15 protein-coding genes and 4 pseudogenes are annotated in these 17,401 nt (G+C 56.0%); 7 read left to right on the top strand and 12 right to left on the bottom strand.

Translation table 11 applies throughout. The annotated features are described in order from the left end of the window. Positions 1–70 precede the first annotated feature (70 nt). The gene (locus HZS54_RS10300) at positions 71–1,411 is read left to right on the top strand and encodes a cytochrome P450 (protein WP_179922454.1); all 1,341 of its coding nucleotides are present in this window, start codon (positions 71–73) and stop codon (positions 1,409–1,411) included. A 150-nt stretch (positions 1,412–1,561) separates the two neighbouring features. Here HZS54_RS10300 and HZS54_RS10295 read toward each other — a convergent pair whose 3' ends face one another. Continuing rightward, positions 1,562–2,434 (bottom strand): IS5 family transposase, encoded by an 873-nt coding sequence (locus HZS54_RS10295; protein ID WP_179922453.1) that lies wholly within the window; start codon positions 2,432–2,434, stop codon positions 1,562–1,564. Between the two features lie 315 nt (positions 2,435–2,749). Between HZS54_RS10295 and HZS54_RS10290 the strand changes: the two genes are divergently transcribed. Then, on the top strand, positions 2,750–3,424 hold the full coding sequence (locus HZS54_RS10290; RefSeq protein WP_179922452.1) for a hypothetical protein: 675 nt from the start codon (positions 2,750–2,752) through the stop codon (positions 3,422–3,424). Positions 3,425–3,764: 340 nt separating this feature from the next. Here HZS54_RS10290 and HZS54_RS10285 read toward each other — a convergent pair whose 3' ends face one another. Beyond that, a complete protein-coding gene (locus tag HZS54_RS10285; protein ID WP_179922451.1) occupies positions 3,765–4,307 on the bottom strand; it encodes a hypothetical protein in 543 nt (180 codons plus the stop codon). On the opposite strand from HZS54_RS10285, the gene HZS54_RS10280 reads away from it, so the two are divergent. Continuing rightward, positions 4,306–5,130: an IS5 family transposase gene (locus HZS54_RS10280; RefSeq protein ID WP_179922450.1), complete on the top strand. Its 825-nt coding sequence runs from the start codon at positions 4,306–4,308 to the stop codon at positions 5,128–5,130. The genes HZS54_RS10285 and HZS54_RS10280 overlap by 2 nt on opposite strands. Before the next feature lie 18 nt (positions 5,131–5,148). Here the strand turns inward: HZS54_RS10280 and HZS54_RS10275 are convergent, their stop codons facing one another. Beyond that, positions 5,149–5,475: a hypothetical protein gene (locus HZS54_RS10275; protein WP_179922449.1), complete on the bottom strand. Its 327-nt coding sequence runs from the start codon at positions 5,473–5,475 to the stop codon at positions 5,149–5,151. Positions 5,476–5,526: 51 nt separating this feature from the next. On the opposite strand from HZS54_RS10275, the gene HZS54_RS10270 reads away from it, so the two are divergent. Next, positions 5,527–6,410, top strand: a protein-coding gene (locus HZS54_RS10270) for an IS1595 family transposase (RefSeq protein ID WP_179922448.1) whose coding sequence is annotated in 2 segments (ribosomal slippage) — positions 5,527–5,989 and positions 5,989–6,410 — 885 coding nt in all. Because the reading frame shifts where the segments join, the coding sequence is not laid out codon by codon here. Positions 6,411–7,086: 676 nt separating this feature from the next. Here the strand turns inward: HZS54_RS10270 and HZS54_RS26660 are convergent. Together HZS54_RS26660 and HZS54_RS10260 are read right to left on the bottom strand one after the other, a co-directional pair. Beyond that, positions 7,087–7,798, bottom strand: a pseudogene (locus HZS54_RS26660) (hypothetical protein). Continuing rightward, a complete protein-coding gene (locus HZS54_RS10260; protein WP_179922447.1) occupies positions 7,795–8,721 on the bottom strand; it encodes a helix-turn-helix transcriptional regulator in 927 nt (308 codons plus the stop codon). Before HZS54_RS10260 ends, HZS54_RS26660 begins: the two are co-directional and overlap by 4 nt. 138 nt (positions 8,722–8,859) lie before the next feature. Between HZS54_RS10260 and HZS54_RS10255 the strand changes: the two genes are divergently transcribed. Next, a complete protein-coding gene (locus HZS54_RS10255) occupies positions 8,860–9,183 on the top strand; it encodes a DUF6788 family protein (RefSeq protein WP_179922446.1) in 324 nt (107 codons plus the stop codon). Between the two features lie 91 nt (positions 9,184–9,274). Here the strand turns inward: HZS54_RS10255 and HZS54_RS10250 are convergent, their stop codons facing one another. The 7 genes and pseudogenes from HZS54_RS10250 to HZS54_RS10225 form a co-directional block, all read right to left on the bottom strand. Then, positions 9,275–9,673, bottom strand: a complete 399-nt coding sequence (locus tag HZS54_RS10250) for a Cdc6/Cdc18 family protein (RefSeq protein WP_246391887.1) — start codon at positions 9,671–9,673, stop codon at positions 9,275–9,277. 221 nt (positions 9,674–9,894) lie between these two features. After that, positions 9,895–11,295: a hypothetical protein gene (locus tag HZS54_RS10245; RefSeq protein ID WP_179922445.1), complete on the bottom strand. Its 1,401-nt coding sequence runs from the start codon at positions 11,293–11,295 to the stop codon at positions 9,895–9,897. 22 nt (positions 11,296–11,317) lie between these two features. After that, the gene (locus tag HZS54_RS26460) at positions 11,318–11,440 is read right to left on the bottom strand and encodes a hypothetical protein (protein ID WP_008528531.1); all 123 of its coding nucleotides are present in this window, start codon (positions 11,438–11,440) and stop codon (positions 11,318–11,320) included. A 320-nt stretch (positions 11,441–11,760) separates the two neighbouring features. Further along, positions 11,761–13,031, bottom strand: a pseudogene (locus HZS54_RS10240) (IS4 family transposase). 236 nt (positions 13,032–13,267) lie between these two features. After that, positions 13,268–14,101 carry an IS5 family transposase gene (locus tag HZS54_RS10235; protein ID WP_179922444.1) on the bottom strand — a complete coding sequence of 278 codons (834 nt, stop codon included), beginning with the start codon at positions 14,099–14,101 and terminating at the stop codon, positions 13,268–13,270. 62 nt (positions 14,102–14,163) lie between these two features. Beyond that, a pseudogene (locus HZS54_RS10230) lies at positions 14,164–14,849 on the bottom strand (hypothetical protein). Beyond that, on the bottom strand, positions 14,846–15,520 hold the full coding sequence (locus HZS54_RS10225) for a helix-turn-helix domain-containing protein (RefSeq protein WP_179922443.1): 675 nt from the start codon (positions 15,518–15,520) through the stop codon (positions 14,846–14,848). Before HZS54_RS10225 ends, HZS54_RS10230 begins: the two are co-directional and overlap by 4 nt. 335 nt (positions 15,521–15,855) lie before the next feature. Between HZS54_RS10225 and HZS54_RS10220 the strand changes: the two genes are divergently transcribed. Further along, positions 15,856–16,728 (top strand): ParA family protein, encoded by an 873-nt coding sequence (locus tag HZS54_RS10220; protein WP_179922442.1) that lies wholly within the window; start codon positions 15,856–15,858, stop codon positions 16,726–16,728. Continuing rightward, a pseudogene (locus tag HZS54_RS10215) lies at positions 16,721–17,205 on the top strand (DUF7970 domain-containing protein). The gene HZS54_RS10220 and the pseudogene HZS54_RS10215 overlap by 8 nt, the downstream one beginning before the upstream one ends. Positions 17,206–17,401: the final 196 nt, after the last annotated feature.

Raw genomic sequence — 17,401 nt, 5'->3', positions numbered from 1 at the left:
TACACCCTCATATAAACACCCGTCCATACGTGGGAGAACACTCGGGAACGACGGTCCCGACTCTCCAGATATGAGCGAGTCGCCACAAACCACACCGCGGACAGACGGTGTCCGCCCACCAGAACCATCAGCGCCCCCAATACTCGGACACGCACTCTCCTACGCCCGCGACCCACTCGGCTTCGTTGACCAGGCCGTCGCCGACCACGGCCCCATCGTGTCGTTCACCATTCCACGCCAGGACGGTGTCCTGCTCGCCGACCCAGACGCGATACACCACGTGCTCACAGGCAACGCGGCCAATTATCGCAAGGGTGACTTCCAACGCCAGGAGTTAGAAGGCCTCCTCGGCGATGGCCTGCTCATCAACGAGGGCGACGACTGGAAATCCACCCGGTCGGCGATCCAACCCGCCTTCAACCCCGGACAGATCGCCGACTACGCCTCAACGATGGTTGACTGTACCGAACGACACATTACGGACTGGCAGGCCGGCGACACAGTCGATATCACCAGCGCCACCTCAGAAATCACGCTCACAGTTCTCGGAGAGATCCTCTTCGATACGGACTTTCGTGACGCGACCGCCGTCCGTAATGCAGCCCGTGCCGTCTCGGATCGGTTTACGCCAGACAGTCGAGTCCCGATACACGTACCCGACTGGGTGCCGCTCCCGCGCAACCGCCGGTATCGCCAAGCAATCGAACGACTCGACGAATTCGTTACCGACCTCCTTGCCGAGCGGCGTGACAATCCGACTGATGGGACTGATCTGCTCTCGGTGCTGCTCGCCGCCGATCTGGACAACCGTGAAATCCGAGACCACCTCGTGACGTTCCTGTTGGCTGGCCACGAGACGACCGCGCTCGCGATTACCTACACGCTGCACTGTCTCACAACCCACCCCGAGGAACAAGCGACCGTCGCCGACGAAGTCACCGCACTTGACGGCCAACCCAAGATGGGTGACTCCCTCCCTCGAACGGACCGGGCAATCCGGGAAGCGATGCGGCTGTATCCGCCCGTCCATCTGGTGATGCGAGAGGCTATCGACGACGATATCGTCGAAGGGTACCGCATTCCTGCGGGTACACTCGTGATTTGCTCGCAGTGGGCGACCCACCGCCGTCCGGACCTGTACGACGACCCGGAGGTATTTCGCCCATCCCGGTGGGAGACGGGTGATCGCCCGGAGTACGCGTACTTCCCGTTCGGGGGCGGCCCCCGAATCTGTATCGGGCGGCGACTCGCGCTGCTCGAAACCCGACTGGTTCTCGCACGACTGCTGCAGCAGTTCCGATTCGAGCCAGTCACCGACGAGTTGAACCTCGCAGCATCGATGACGTTAGCACCGACCAACCCAGTTACTATGACCCTCGCCACGCGAAGAGACAGGAAGGGAGAAACGTGAGACAAACAGAGGACATTCAAACGGCCGTGTTTAGACGCTAGTAAGAGCGGCTAAATGTCTAACTTACTAGGAAGTGAAGCGGCAAGACGAGTTTGTGTCCACCAAACTCAGCCGCTTCACTGAACGAGGGCCTTGTTTAGACGCGTAAATTCACGGTCGTGGGTGGCTGACGCTCAGTTCGATGTTTCTGACAGCGCATTTCAGGACGAGTTCACGGAACTGACCGAACCAGGTTCGAGCTCGAACGATCTCGCCGTATTTGCGGCGCAGCGCGAAAAATGTGGATTCGGCGTTCGAGCGTTGATGGTAGATCGTATCATCTTGCAATAAGTTGTTAGCGATGCCGTGCCAGCCGAATTCGCGGTACTTGATCACCGGTTTCACGCCTTCAGCACGCAATCTTTGACGAAGCAGCCACCAATCGTAGCCTTTGTCGGCGGTAAGAATGTTCAGTTTGTCGAGGTTCCGTTTGACCATTTGCCAGCCGATCTTCGAATCGTGCGGCTGTTTCATCGAGCAATGTATATCTAGGATCGCACCGGTCTTGCAATCACTGAGGAGCGTCGTTTTCACCGCCTCAAACGTGTAGTTCGTCCGTTTTGCGTAGTGTTGGCTGGCAGCTATCCGATCCATACCGGTTGCGTCGATCGCCTGAACATCGCCGAGATCGTGCACCTCCGCCGACAACCGCGACAAGATGCGCCAGATCCGCATTTCGAGATCCTGCTTGCGCGTACACACGGTCGTAAAATCAGGCAGCTCAGCCACCGCTAGATCGAGTTGAGCGACAATTCCATGCATCTCGTGAAGCACGTCCAGCAGCCGCCGATACGTGTGATCTAAGTACTCGCGGAGGCCGTGAATCACCACGATCACCCAATCTGCGTAACCGCCGTCACCGTCTTCGAACGCTGGATCTGGCTCGCCGACGACGGCTTTTTGAGCAAGCGAGACAACTCGTTCAGGGCCGTGTTTAGACGCTCGTAAGAGCAGTTGAGAGCGCTGTTTCTCGGATCTGAGCATCGGAATCGTGAACGAGTATCGCTAGTTTCCGAGTCGAGATTGGGCCGATCAGCCTGGATTGGTCACAGTAGCGGGCAATTCGGTCTGTCAAAGCAATCGGACGAGTCGAACTAATGGCGTCTGCCCATCTCCAATCGAAGCACAAGCTCTCAACGGCCCGCAATTAGGCGTCTAAACAAGGCCAAGAGTACTACGATCGATCCCTCGGTAGCAGGGAAGAGAGGTGGCGACCGAGGTTGAGCCAGATAATGCAGGATATTGTCCAGAGCTGGAGATAATCTTAAATCGGTTGGTCATCATTCAACCGGCATAGAAATGGTGGAGGATACGGAACTAGAGGACCACTCCGAAGTCGCCTACACAGTTCTCCAAATACTCGAGGATCTCGTAGAGAAGGTCGGTGAGAGGAACTGCACTGCTCACTTCGAAGCTGTGCTAAACGACGGTCACTACTTCAAAGGTGATCCGCTCGGGCAGAAACCGGAACGGTTCATCGAAGAACACCTGATTCACCCCATGATTCAGGGGTTGGGGCATACGATTCGTACACAGCCTGTGCAGTACGCTCCGAAATGGAAGCATGGCCGTGGTATTCCTGACTTCTGTCTGACAACGATCCCGGTTCAAGAGTCGAAAGACCTGGGTTTGCGTTTGTTTGGGGAGTCGAAGCCGCCGAACAAGATTGAGTGGGCCCGGAAGCAGGTCAAGGAATACCTAGAGAAGGATCTGGATTTTCACGCTGTCGCCGTGTTGACCGATGGCTTTGAGTGGGAGCTCTGGGTACGGCCGTTGGACGGAAGCCCTGAACTGTATAATTATACGGATCTGCGGCCTGTGCTCCGTGAAGTGAAGAAACTGAATTTGGAGGAGGAAGGGTATCAGCCGTATACGGTGCGGAACAGTATTGATGACGGTGTGTTCGAGGATTTCACTGCCTCAGCGTTGAATGGAATTGTACAACAGGAGTTTGACCTGGAAGTATCTGTCTAATAGCCTGTCTCTCTGTCCTTGAGAGCTGCTCTGGACAACCAGGTCGGTTAAGCCTGAACCGAATTATGCACTGCCCTGAATGAGAGACCTAATTCTAACACCTCATGGATCTGTGACCTGATTTTCGGCTTGACGTTGAGCCGGTGGCCACCCTCTTGTTTTATTGCCGCTGGGATGTCATCTGACAAGTATGTATCGTATCTGGAGAGCAATTCGGAATGGAATTCTTGGAGCCGGCGTATCGTTTTTATTATCGGCTTCTTGCTGTTTCTGGTCCTAATCTGACCTCATCATAGCTTCTTCTGGAAGCTGATGATATTATATAATGTGTTTCACACATTCAGTAGCTGACTTCGGCCTCAAGAAAGTCCTCGACGTAGGTCTCTACCGCGATCTGGTAGCAAAGAAGAGCGTAGTGAGCGTCAGCCTCTGTGCTCTCGTAGTCTGCGTTATGTGAGGCCTTGTTTCGTAGCCACCAGGCGGCGGACACCGTCTTTCCGATGTACGATGCAAGCCCGTCTTCTGTTTTATCGAGTTGGTTGAGCCGGGCAGTCATGTTGTCCGAGACCTCCCCTTCTTTGTAGACTTGGCGGCAGAAATGGTCTATCAGTTCTTCGCTTGCTACACCGAGATCACGGACTGTGTCACGGTAGTCGCGTTCTTTGAACTCGTTGACGGCCTTCTGGTAGTTCTGGTAGATTTCAGAGTCCGTCCCAGCTAACGTGCTTAACTGGGCCGTGACGCCGTACTGGTTGAATAGCTGCCGAACGTCCTGCCCTCTATCGGACTCTGATTCAGGAGTAAATTGCCGTGTTGAATAGCGATCTAATCGGCTTATATCACGGAGTAGAAGGACGAAGCCGAGGAAATCGATTCTGTCCATGGAAGTCGATCTCCTCAACTTCGTTGAGCAGTGTCGGCACCTAGTCAAACAAGCGTTGGGGAAGCACGCGGGCGAACCCGCCACTGGCGGGTTCGCCCGCTGGAAACACGTCGTCTTGCACTGTTTTCGGCTCGAAGAAGACCACAGCTACCGTGAAACGCCGAACCGGTTGGAGTACATGGCGGAGATCCGTGACGCCCTCGACCTTGATCGAGACGATCTGCCGGATTACACGACGATCTACAAATCGTTCGACCGACTGGAAATGTGGGTCTGGCGGGCGCTGCTGCGCGTTTCCGCGCAGCAGCACCCGCAGTCTGGCCACGCCGCACTCGACAGTACGTTCTTCGACCGCCGCTCGGCCTCGTCGTACTACCGCCAGCGGTCGGGAAGTACCGTTCAAACGCTGAAAGTGACGACACTTACCGATAGAGAGTCTCTTGCCGTCCTTGACGTACATATCTCAGCCCGGTGGAAACACGATACGAAGACCGGACCGCAGGTCGTCCGCCGGAACGCGGACGACCTGCTGTCGGTCGCCGCCGACAAAGCGTTTCACAACTGGATCACGAAATACGAGTTCTACGCCCTCGGTGTCGAGCCACTCATCTTACAGCGTGGATCCAGACTCTTGACGCTAGGACATAACGCGCTCATCCGGGCAAAAGGCTACTCTCAGCGCTGGATGGCCGAAACTTCGTATTCGACAACGAAGCGCTCGCTCGGCGATGCCGTGCGAGCGCTCGGCTGGTATCGGCAGTTCCGTGAGATTGTCCTGATGTTCGCTCTCTCGAACATAGAACCGCTCTGTGAACCACTCTAACCGTGACTCAGAATCTATTCAACACGGCAGAGTAAATGAGTCTGATGTGATTTCATTGAAGAAGTCCAGGAGTTTCTCTGCATTGTTTTCGTCCTGTGGTTCGTCGTCATCATGTTCTTCATAAGTGAAGATGTGTGGCTGCATGCTGTCCTGGCCGCCAAACTCCACCCTGGTTCCTTTGGCTCTGAGGGTGATTTCATCGAAGTCTTCTATTTCTCTTCCCTTCTTTTGTGTTGGTCGGATAGTAAATAGTCCGTCATCAATAGGTACAGTCAGAGTTCGCGTGATGTCTCTCACATCGGAGAAGTGGTATTTGAGAAAGTCGCGGATTTCGAATACGCTCATCTCGATAGATCGTAACATCAATTCTGCTGGCGAGTCAAGTGCCGTTCAACGATGGACAAGCAGTCAGCGCAGGTGTTTCTGCCACCACGTGAGCGATGCTTCGAGCGTCTCCGTCTCGCCCGCTTCGGCGAGACGGTGACGTGTGTCCATTGCGAGAGTGACGAGGTCGTCAAGCGAGGAACCACCGGCAAGGACGCTCAGCAGTACTGGTGCAAGAACTGCGAGACGTACTTCAACGACCTCACGGACACGATCTTCGGCCAGCATCGCTTCGCCCTCGAAGAGATGTTCGACATCGTCAAGGAGATGCGATCTGAGCCGACCGCTCAGATCGCTCGGGACCTTGGTCGGGACTACGAAGCCGTCCTCAACTTCGTCCACGAAGTCCAGGACGTGAGTGGTGATATCGACGAGTTTGATCTCTACGACGTGTGTGAAGCCGACGAGATCTACGTGACTGCTGGGGAGAAGGGACTCGAAGATGAGGAGTCGAGTCCGCGCCAGCGCGGACTCTCAAAAAGGGGCGAGGAGACTTCCAAGGAGATAAACCGCCCGTCCTGACACTCGTCCGTCGGGATGACGGACGAGTTCGGTTCCTTGTCTGCAAGGATCTTCAGGACGCTGACGAAGACATCGCAGAGTATGGCGACGGGAGTGTAATTCTCTGTACAGATGGATACGGAATCTATGACGATATCGAGGAACTGGAGGGGGTGGACGGCCATCTGGCCGTCACCCACTCCGACACCTACGTCATCGGTGACGCTCACACGAACACCTGCGAGAACCGTCACAGCTTCCTTCGCCAGTGGCTGGCGAAGTTCCGCGGTGTCTCGAAGCATCACCTCCAGAAGTACCTCGACTTCCTTGCTCTGAAACTCAACTCACCGGGAAACTGGTTCGAGAAACTTCTGTGTTACAATGTCTCGGGATGAGCGTTCGAATATTTTTGATCGATCGTCGAAAGTGGCTCGAAGATACGTTCTGCTGTAGTTGTTACCTATTGGGTCGCAATCGAAGGATAGCGTGTTTTTGTTCTGGTAACCGTTGTCTCCGAGCTGGGCTGTGATGGAGGTGGATACGGACGCGGTGCGTCGTTCGTATTCCCTTTGTGACTGCAGATGGATTTCCACTCTGTCCGGTTTCATATTTGTTGAGTGGTGAGTACGGTATTGTAGGAGTTCTGGTTGGTGTATGGAACCGAAGACGGTGCAAACGGTTTTGAGGATTGATTCCTCCCTGAAAGGGCCGTGTTTAGACGCTGGTATGAGTGGTTGAGAGCATGTTTTTCCGAGCCGTCGAGACGGAGTAGTTGACGAGTCTCGGCAATTTCCGAGTTGAGATCGACCTGAGCAGCTTGGATTGAGTACAGCAACCAGGCAATTTGGCCCGTCGAGACAATCCGACGAGCCGAGCTGACGGCGTCTGTTCATCTCTGATTGGGACACAGGCTCTCAACAGCCCGCAATTCGGCGTCTAAACAAGGCCCCCTGAAAGTACTGTAGAATGTACTGGCGTATCCGAGATGGACGGATTATAGGAGCTGGTCAAGCTGGCCCCAGAATCAGGAGAGGTAGCTTCGGTATCAAGATTAGACATTAATCGTCTCCACTATTCCGCGGGATGGACTGGTTCTCCTTCTCGCCAAATCCGGTCGTATTCTAAAAGATACGCAACCCGTTCCTGGACCTCAGCACCGTCAAGATTTAGTTCCGCGGCCAGTTCGTCGCCGGTCAGGGGCTCGTCGAGTGCCTGGAGGACCTCGATCCCCCGGTAGTACCTATTTGTGAGCTCCTGGACGCGGTCCTCGATCGGCGTGGTCACCCCGTACCGCTCCTCAAGTTCGACCAGTGCCTCGTTCGCGAACGTGGCGATCTGATTCGTCGTCGCGGCCTGCGATCGCATTGAACAGGAAGATATCCTCGTTGCTGACCAGCCGAACCGTCAGTCGATCCGTGTCGAGGAACGGCTCGCTACGCTCTTGCATCCCGTCGGTGAGCACGAGCTTGTTCGCGACCTGCTGGTTGAAGATGTCGAGGCGACACCCATCGTCGTTCTCGACGCAGCTCGTCGCCCCCAGCACCCGGTAATCTGGATCCAGCGATTGAACCTCCGCATACCCGAGGTCCATCAGGACGGCCCACAACTGCCCGTATGCGTCGCCATCTGGGACGACCAGGTCGATATCTTTCGTCGCCCCCTTGAGGTCGCGCAGCGACATCGTGCCACCACCGATCAGGTAGACTGTGAGCGGTTCAGATAGCCCGCCCCCGATTCGCTGGAATTCGTTCTCGATGTACTCACGTCCGAATGTAGGTCTCATGGTGGTAGTGGCACCTCGTAGTCAGCCGCCAGCTCCTGGAACTCGTCCCACTCCGGGAGTCGGTCGTTGTCGACCTCGCCGTGCGTCTCGAGGTAGTGCAGCAAGGCGTCGATCTCGTCTTCGAGGCCATACTTCGCGGCCTGCTCTCGGAGGTCCGCCTCGTCGAGGTCGACGTGGCTGAGCAGGAGGAGACAGTACGAGCGGTGGCGACTGCCGTCGTCGATCAGCAGCGTGTGACAGCAGAGCTCCGCCGGCGAGACTGCGTCGAGGTCTTCGGAGTAGACGTAGTAGCGGTGGCCGGTGAGCAGGAACTGGAGGTCGAAGGCCGCGAATCGAGCGAGGCCGGTTTCGTGGAACCCCTCTGCGTCGATCTCCGTCTCGGCCTGCGCGAGGAATTCGTCGTAGTCCTCCCAGAGAATCGTCCCCTTCGGGGCGACGGCTTCGAGGCGCTGGCGACGCAGCTGGTGTGCGAGTTCACGGGCGAACTCGTGGAGGCGGTCGAAGTCGGCGTTGAACTCGTAGTGGCCGTCGGCCGTCCCGACGAGACCACGGTCACGAAACCGCTTGAGGACGCGGTTAACCGTGTTGCGGTAGTTGTCGCTCCGGTCGGCGATCTCGGAGACGGTTCGCGGCTGGTTGAAGTAGTACAGCACTTCGAGTGCCTTGCCCGTCAGCAGTTCGGGGAAGTCGATATGGGAGTGCTGGCGGACGAGGTCCCGGTAGAGTTCGACGGCGCGAGCATCCGATGGAACGACTCGTTTTCGCCGCCCGTCGCGTTCCGTGTAGACGAGTCCCTTTTCGACGAGGTCGGCGACGGCACGAGAGAGGTAGCTCTCGCTGTGGTTGAGCTTCGTCGCGAGTTCGGAGATCGTGTCGCCGCGGTCGACCGTGGCGAGGACCTCGAGTTCGATACGCCGGAGCACGGTGTAACATAGTACGAAACTTGTATATAAAGAAGTTTCGAGTAGTGTTACAGTCAGCAGGCATGAGAGTCGTCTCCATCGTCTTAACCAACAAAACTATGGATTCGTGGGCCGTGTTGGTTAACACGAGAGTAGCCGATGTCCTACGAACCTCCAACCCCACCGGCGAACCTCCCGACGGAGATCGTCAACACGCTCAACGAGTCGGGGCCGGAGCAGCTTCGAGACGTTGCGACGTATTCTGAAGCGCTAGCCGAACACAAGGAACGTGAGGCCCGTCTTGAGGAGTCGGCAGACCAAGAAGGGGTCGAAGAGCGACCAGACGATCTCCCGGACGACATCCCTGCCAAAGCGACGATCACGATCAAGGAGATCAACGACAATCGCTACTACTACTGGCAGTGGCGGGAGGGCGATACGGTGACGTCAAAGTACAAAGGTCCAGTCAACCCGGACGAGTAAAACTCGAGAAGGGAGGACACCTACCCCACGTTTCCGACGTACCGAGAGATACACTCGTGATCAGGGGTGTGGTGAGCACTCGAGACGGGAGCTAGGCCAAGTCTTCCAACCGGCTGTCCCGGAGGACAGATTTCAGCACGATGCCCGTATCCTGAACCAGCCGATGCTCAAGATAACTGCCTTCACCCCGGCCACCCCCGGTCCGAGTTGATTCAACGACACCGAGGAACGCCTGTTCTTTCAACAGTTCATAGACGCGGTGCTCGCTGAGAGTCTTCGCATCAGCCTTCTCTGTCGTCGCTTGATACCGTTCGTAAATTCGGTTGGTCGAAAACCCGTCCTCGTTCGGATTCTCTTCGGTAAGCAACGTGAGCGAATAGAGGATGAATTTGACCTGAGTCGTCGACTCGCGTAGCAACTCCTCTATTGGATTTATAGAGAGGATGGCCCCGGAAACGACGATCCGCAGGTCATCGAGTCGCTGGACCACGAGCAATCGTGCCTCGGCGAGTTCAGTTCAGGATAGCTGACGGCGTAACGGTCACTGTATCGGCGACGCAGTTGCCGAATCGACGAGCGAGCCCTCTCGATTTCGGATGGTACCTTCTGCCTTAAGGCAGTCTTCGAGATGCTTACGCTCGGTCTTATCCAAGTGTGCCTTCCGCTGAGAGAGCATCACGTACTAGTGACGATGACCTGTTTGTTATCGAGCTAGCACCCATCCTGATCATCTGATGCCGTGTCCGATGGCCATGTTGGGCCCTCTGGGCGAGGAATCTCCTCTACCAATCCCTTCTCGAACTGCGAAGCTCTCCAGGCTATCACGTTCTCCTTCCGCTGGACGTACTTTTCGTCGGTATCCAGCCAGCGGGCAATCTCCTCGTAACTGTGACCAGCACAGAGCAGCACCATCACTGCGAAATCGAAGCGATCGAGATTGCTCTCGTTTGCATCGGCATCAATCCGGTCACGGAACGCCTGTGAGGCATCACCGACGAACTCCATCAGTATCTCATACAGCTCTTCGTCATCAAATCCATCAAACGTGAACCCCTCCGTGATGTTGTTCCTAGGGTCACTCTCTTCGGTATCCCAGCGAATCTCTTCGAGGGTTGCTCTTTCACAGTCGTGAAGTCTCGATAGGCGCTCTGGATTCTCCTGTTCCCAGGTCGTGATTGTGTCGGTCACAGCTTCGGATTGAGCGTGTTCGATATAGGGGTCACACCCTCGCTTAGCGATGGCTGACTCAATGTTCTTTCCCGAGATCGTCAGTAGCACGGACGCACATCGATCAGTCTGCTCGAGGATCTGTGCGACTTCACGACGCGATTCGAGTTCGTCAAGACCTGCACGTTTCTGCGCGTCGTGGACGAGGTTGTTTCTGCGTTCTTTGACCTCGACAAGCGATCCGTGGTCACCCCCGGTCAGTATTTGGATATCACAGAGTTTCTCTAATCGCTTCGCGTGCCCCATACTCCGAACGTGCTCTGTGATGCTGTCGAGACGAGCTTCCTCGCGGAAGAGTTCGTTGAGGACCGTTTCCGTCGTCAACTCTTCGATGAGTGCTGAGGCAAGGAGTAGATACGAAAAGAATGACCGCTCAATGTCGCTGTCTATCTCGTCGGTGGACCGGACTTTTTCAGCGATTTCAGCACGCTGTTCGAGATAATACTCGAGGACGTTGTCTGAGTGCCCGACGAGAGAGTTTTGGCGTTCTACGTAGGCAACTTGGAGGAGTAATTCCTTCTCGAAAGGGGTGCTCTCACTCAGCTTCTGGCACTTCTGGAGTGAATTTGTGGGGAGATGCCGAGTCAAATAATCGATGTCGTCGTAGACGAGCGGCGTATTTGTCGGGCAATTGTCTACGATCGACTGAAAGTCGTCGTTGTCAGCGAGCTCGCTGAGTGCAGCACGTATCTCGTCGACACTGAGTTCCCGGACATCTTCTGACGCGTCTGATTCTTCACCGACCGGAACAACGCGGTACGACGCATCTCCAACGATGACGACCGGCCCTTCCAGATCGAGAATCTGATATTCCCCGATAGGGCTTAGAGAGACTGTCTCTGCATCTATTGCGAACGATAAGTCGAGATCAGTATCGTCGCCCACGCGTCAAAAACAGCAAAGAGCTCTATTCGACTTGGGCTTCGTACTCGTCCCAAAGCGTGTCGATGTCCGTGCCGGTCTCCTCAGAGATATGGCGCAGCAGCTGCGCCCTGTTCTCGAACCGACGGAGCTGGCCCTTTGCGCTCATAGTAGGACATAATCGCTCCTGCAGTAATAAATCACGGGGGTGCATTCTTTCGGTCAACAAAACATGACCTACCAGTTCTTTAATCACCTCGTAGACGACGCGCTGGTGCGAAATGATTGAGTCGATGCTCTTCTGGCAATGGGCACTAATTTGCTATTGCTCTTCTGAGGCGGTGTCTGAGCCGTCTGAAAGTGACTGATTCTGTAATCGACCAGCAGGATAGTGCCGACCCTCGTCTTTGCTGTAGAGGTAGGTCTGGATCGGTCTAAGAGTGTTTGAGTTTCGCCCGAAGAGAAAGGCGAGCCCCCATTCGTCTTTAGCTAAGACTCACACCTCGGTTGTGTAGCGGTAGCGAGCGTCTCCTGTAAGATCGTTCGTTGCTGGTGGATCTTCTGTGCGTCTTCGATCAACAGCTCCAGCAACGGCGGTGGCGAGTAGCCGAGGTACTCACCGAGTTCGTGGAGGATGAGCTGGGCGTGCGACCGGAAGGTCGCCGCCCAGCGTTCCGGCGGAAACACGATCTCATCGTCGGCCTGTTCGGTCACCAGATCCAACAGCTCACGACTCACCAGCAGTGACAGTAACGCCGCATACAGCAGAATTTTCACGACATCACGGTTGCTTGAATCGAATTCGTCCAATTCGTACTGTGTCTTCAGCTCACGGAACAACGTCTCTACCTCCCAGCGACACCGATACAGCGTTGCTAGATCCGTTGGGAGGAACTCCTCTCTCGGCAGGTTCGTGATGTACAGATGGTAGTCGTCGGCGTCCGCAACGAGGACGCCGACGACGCAGAACCGCTTCCAGCGACCGAGTTCCCTCGTACGGCCCGCGTTTGAACTCCGCTTCCACTTCTACGTCGATGTACTTCCGCGAGAGATCATCGACCACATCGTGGAGCTGCTTGTCCTCCAAGGGAATGGCGCGGCCGCGCCATTCCCGTAACTCCTCCGTTATCGCCGGATTTGCGCTCTGCTTCAGCCGACTCACGAAGGTAGCCGTCGTTCTCGTCGATCAACGCGAAGCGGCGGTACTTGAAGTACGCCAGATCGAACAAAACCAGCCGTCCGTGCAACCACGGCCCCGTCTCGAACAACGTGCTGTCGTGCGCTTTCTCGTCCGTTACGTCGATCCGTTCGATCATCTGTTCTGTGGCGTTGTGGAGCAGGTGGAGCTTCGCTCCAGCCTGCTCCTCGTGACGGGCCTAGAACTCATCAGAGAGGAACTCGTTGAGCCGCAACACCGTTCCATCAGCGATCATCACGTCTCTGAATCGGTCGATATCAGCGTCAACAGCGTCGGGAACAGCGACCTCGTCGAGCGCGGACTCGACGAGGTCGCGGAGATACTCTGCCAGCGTCGGTGTCAACCGGTGATAGAAGACACCGGGAGAGATCGGTTCATCAGCCGTGGAGTTGTAGCTGCGTCTGAAGCCAGCGAGTGTTCGGCTCTCGTCTGCGGCGAAGCCGAACACGAGCGCCCACACGAGGACTGGAACCTGTAGTTTCCCCTCTCGCTCGACCACGCAGAGTTCCTCGGCGTGCTCTTCGAGGAACTCAGAGGGAAACAGTGTAGTAAGCCGACGCATGATCCTCGATGAGGTGCGAGAGTTGTGCACAGACTTCTCTTCCTCATTCCTCTCGAAAAGTAGCCTCGATAAGCCGTCGCTGTCACGCGGTTCTCGTCTTAGCTAAAGACGGATGATGTGAATTGCCTATAGTATCTGAAAAGCTGTATAACATTCTCCTATACCAGCAATCAGTAGGCGACGACGAGCGCGTCACGTGTGACACTGCCTTGTTGAATCCGGGGACGGCGTAGCGATCACTGCTTGATGGCTTGTTCGAGGTTGTAGACCGTGGCGGTCAGCACGAGTTCGCGGAACTGGCGATACCAGGCGCTCGGCCCGACAGCGGACCCGTATCGGCGTTTGATGGCCGAAAATGCACTCTCGGCCATCCAGCGTTGCCCGTAGAGCTCGCTGTCCAACCGTGCGTTGTGGGCGTGGTCGTAGTGGGCGAACAGCCGGTGTCTGATGACTGGCCGGACGCCGTTTGATCGGAGAGCTTCCCGCAGAGATTGGTCGTCGTAGCCTTTGTCGCCGACGAGACTCTCGATTTTGTCGGTGTTGCGTAGCGCCACCTGACGGCCCACCTGTGTGTCGTGGGGCCAGTGTGCCGAACAATGCACGTCGAGGACGGCACACGAGTCCGTATCGACCAGAGCCGTCGTTTTCAGCGTCCGTATGTGGCGATCCGACCGATCGACGTAGTGGCTGGATGCCGCTTGTCGGTCGAAAAACGTGGCATCCACGGCGCCGTGGTCGCCGGGATCGCAGGCGGCCGCTGAGCGGTCGAGCAGTTGACGCCAGATACGGGTGGGCACCCGCTCGAACGACCGCCACAGCGTCGAGGGTGCCGGGAATGCAGTGCGGGCCAACTGCAAGACGGCGCGCACTCGATCCATCTCGCTAGCCCAATCGACGATTTCGCGGTAGGTGGCACCCATGTGAACCCGAAGGAAATGTAGCGTCAGATGCTTCCAGTCGGCAAATCCGTGGCCAGCCGGATCGCTCACCACCGCCGTGGGGCTGGCAGCACAGCGCTTTTGAGCCAGCGATGCGGCTTGTTTAACGAAGCGGAAGAGGACTTCAGGCACATTCACCCTCTCCGCTTCGCTTCCACCTTCAGAGCGACGCTATCCTGCCGCTGTCAGCGGATTCAACAGAGCAGTGCAGACAGATACTCTTGGAGAGCGGTGACCGTTTCTTCTGAGACAGCTGAGGCCCCGAAGTCACTCCGATACCCGTGCTTGAGTTCATCACTCTCTATGATCTCCAGTCCACGCTCAAGCTGCTCCCGTAGCGCATCGTCGTCCCCTCGCCGAAGGTGAGGCGTGACAGCGTCGGGATCGATTTCTTCTGCTACTGCCAGGACGTCCCGGAGGTCTGTTTCACGGCCGCTATGGAGCTTTGCCGCGACGAGGACTGCTCCATCGATCACTCTGGCCGCCGTCGTCACTGTACCCCCGCTCACCTCTTGTTGGTGTCTGTGGTCGTACAGGTAGTCGAACGACCACTGTGCCTCCGTCTGGCGACACCCGAGTCCGTTTACCAAGAGATCGAAGCCGATCGGCTGCTGCGGCGTGAGCCGCTTCTCGTACTCGATTACCTCGGTATCGTAGAACCACTCCTTGGCGTGGCTGTCCGTTTCCTCGAATCCCTGCTGTTCGAGGAACTCGACGAAGTCAGCTTTGGAGTCAGGCGCGACGACGATATCGAGGTCCGTGGAGAAACGAACATTGAACGCTGAGACAGCGTAGCCGCAACAAGAACGTACTCGTGACCCTGTTGGGTGAGCTCCTCGAGCAGTTCGATGAGCGCGTCACTTCGGTTGTTGAAGCTCATGGCTGTGCCCGTTCGGTCTCTCGATACGTGACGCCGAGGTTGAGGTCGTCGTACATCCTGTCGAGCATCGCCAGCGCCGACTGGAACTGGGCGTAGTTCTCGCGCATATACTCGATGGTCTCGGTTCTCGGGATGACCGGGTATCCCACGACGTGCTCAATATCGAGTGAGGGGCGTGGCTCAAGGAGGATCTGCAGCGGTCCGTCCAGATCGTCTCCGGGCTGTCGCTCGAATGCAGTGGGGAGGCCGAACGACTCGAAAAACGCCTCCCAGGCATCGACGTCCTGCTCACGAACGGCCAGGAACAGTGGATAGTCGTCGGGCTCGCGACCGACCTGGTAGCCGCCCTGAGTCCACACGTAGACGGCGTCGATCCGTGTGAATGCGAACGGCCAGTCACCGAACTGCGGGATGACGTAGGCCTCCTCGATGGATGGTGGACTGACGCCGGCGCTGGCAGCGACGAGCTCTCGTGCTGCGTCCCTTACGCTCTCGTCGACGACTGAGAGGCTGTCGTCATAGCGGACGTAGCCTGCGTCTTCGAGTCGGTTGACGGCCTGTCTAACCGTCTCGTACGGCGTTTGGAGGTGTTGGGCGACACGACGGATGGAGTCACCACTCTCGATGGTGAGGATGACCTGCGCCGCGGTGTCGTCGAGCACCTCATGCATCTGGTAATTACCAATAATCCGGTAATAGTTAAAAGACTTACTAGAGGACGGGGTAGAACGGCTCTGTCTGAGTTCTATCACTCAGGACTCTTCTATTGAATGACTGAAGGATGTAGTTCTCATAGCCAATCTGAATAATGTAAATAATATAGATGAGGAATATTGGGCGTCTTCAATTGGTTCGTGTGGGTGGCGAAGATCGCGATGAATACGTATGAAATGCTGATAATCTAAATTATGTAGATTGCGTAGGGTCGACGGTGATTATCACAATTGGGATTGTACCAACAATCTACAAAATGTACAAAATCCGCTTCTTTCGGAGGTGCTGAGCTATGAGTGCTGACGAGTTTGAAGGACTCCCCGGAGCAGCTGTCTCGTTGCTCAAGGGAGGGGTAGGGAAATCCAAGATCGCGTTCAACATTGCTGATCGACTCGCTGACCGCGGCCATGAGACGGTACTACTGGATCTGGATAAGGACGGGCACATGACCACCCAGCTTGGGTACGACGATGCGTACGACCGCGATGCGAACCTCGGTGACGCCCTTATCGATGGTGAAGACCCCGAAGACCTGCTTATCGAGACGGACTTCGGCGTTTACCTCCTCCCGTCAAGCAACGAACTCGAAAACGTCGAGACGAGGCTGAAGGACGAACGGTTCGCAGACGTGAAGCTTCGGCGGAATGTCGTCGATCCACTCATCCAAAACGGATACGACTACGTGATAATTGATGCCGCCGGCGGCCGTGGGAAACTCTCCGATAACGCCCTCATCGCCGTCCAGCGCGTTATAATCCCGCTGATCCCGCGTGCTGGCTCGATCAACGGCCTCAATAAGATGATTGAACGCCAGATCTTCCCAATCCGGGAGAATATCGGGTTAGATATCCTTGCAGTCACTCCGAATATGATTCGCGAAACGATGGGGCAACACAACGAGCATCGGACTCTCGTTGAAAATCTCAACCGAGAGTTCGGTTCGTTCGTTCCTGAGTACGCCCGTGTGGATCCGGAGATCTTCGATGCTCTCAATGAATCGGGACGCACTATCGATAGTATCCCGAAGCCAGGGATTCGCGAACGGACTGCGATTTCTCGTGCTTTCAAACAAGGAATGCCCGTCTCGGAGTTCGACGAAGATTGCGACCAGACCCCGAATTTCGACCACTTAGCGGACCTCGTGGAGGAACACAGCCATGCCTAATGAGGACGACCGTTTCGGCGACGTCGCTGAACAGCTCAAACAAACGGAGGAAGGAGTAGACTCGGACGACGACGAGCGTGCTGACACCGAGGATGAACCGCAACCGGATGAGGAGATAACTACTGAGGACACAGAATCGAAGACTGAGTCCACTCCCGAGCAGGATGAGGGGGATGTGGACGAATCTACCGGTGGACCGGCCTTCTCCTTTGATGAGATCGATATGCACGGCTTCTATGTCCGGGAGGAGACGTGGAATAGCGTCACCCGGATGCGATCCTCGGTAACTGCGGCGTTCTCTATGTTTGATGTTCCCGAATTTGAGGGAAGAGAGTTTCAAGATGCGTGTCTCCGGGTGATTGCGGACCACGGTGATTAGGTCGCCCTTCAGATTCTCCGGGAGCGTGGTATCGAAGCCGATGAGGAACGTGTGCAGGAAGTTGTCGAGATGCTGAGGAGCAAGCTACGAACGACTAGCATCGGATTTGGTAGATTTCCTCCACCACTCAGATTTCGTGCATATTGTACATTATGTAGATTGTGTAGCAAGCTATCTGCTTGCAGTCTTGCGATTATTCTCGGAACGGGGTTCGAACGGAGGTCGCGCAGTAGTTGAAACTGGTCGTCTCAATGTATATGCTGTTGTGGAGGCTGTCTTGGGTGCGTATAGCGC

The sequence above is a fragment of the Halosimplex pelagicum genome, from assembly GCF_013415905.1.
Taxonomy (GTDB): Archaea; Halobacteriota; Halobacteria; order Halobacteriales; family Haloarculaceae; genus Halosimplex; species Halosimplex pelagicum.
The sequence above is the reverse complement of the archived record's forward strand: the minus strand, read 5'-3'. Positions and strand labels throughout refer to the sequence as shown.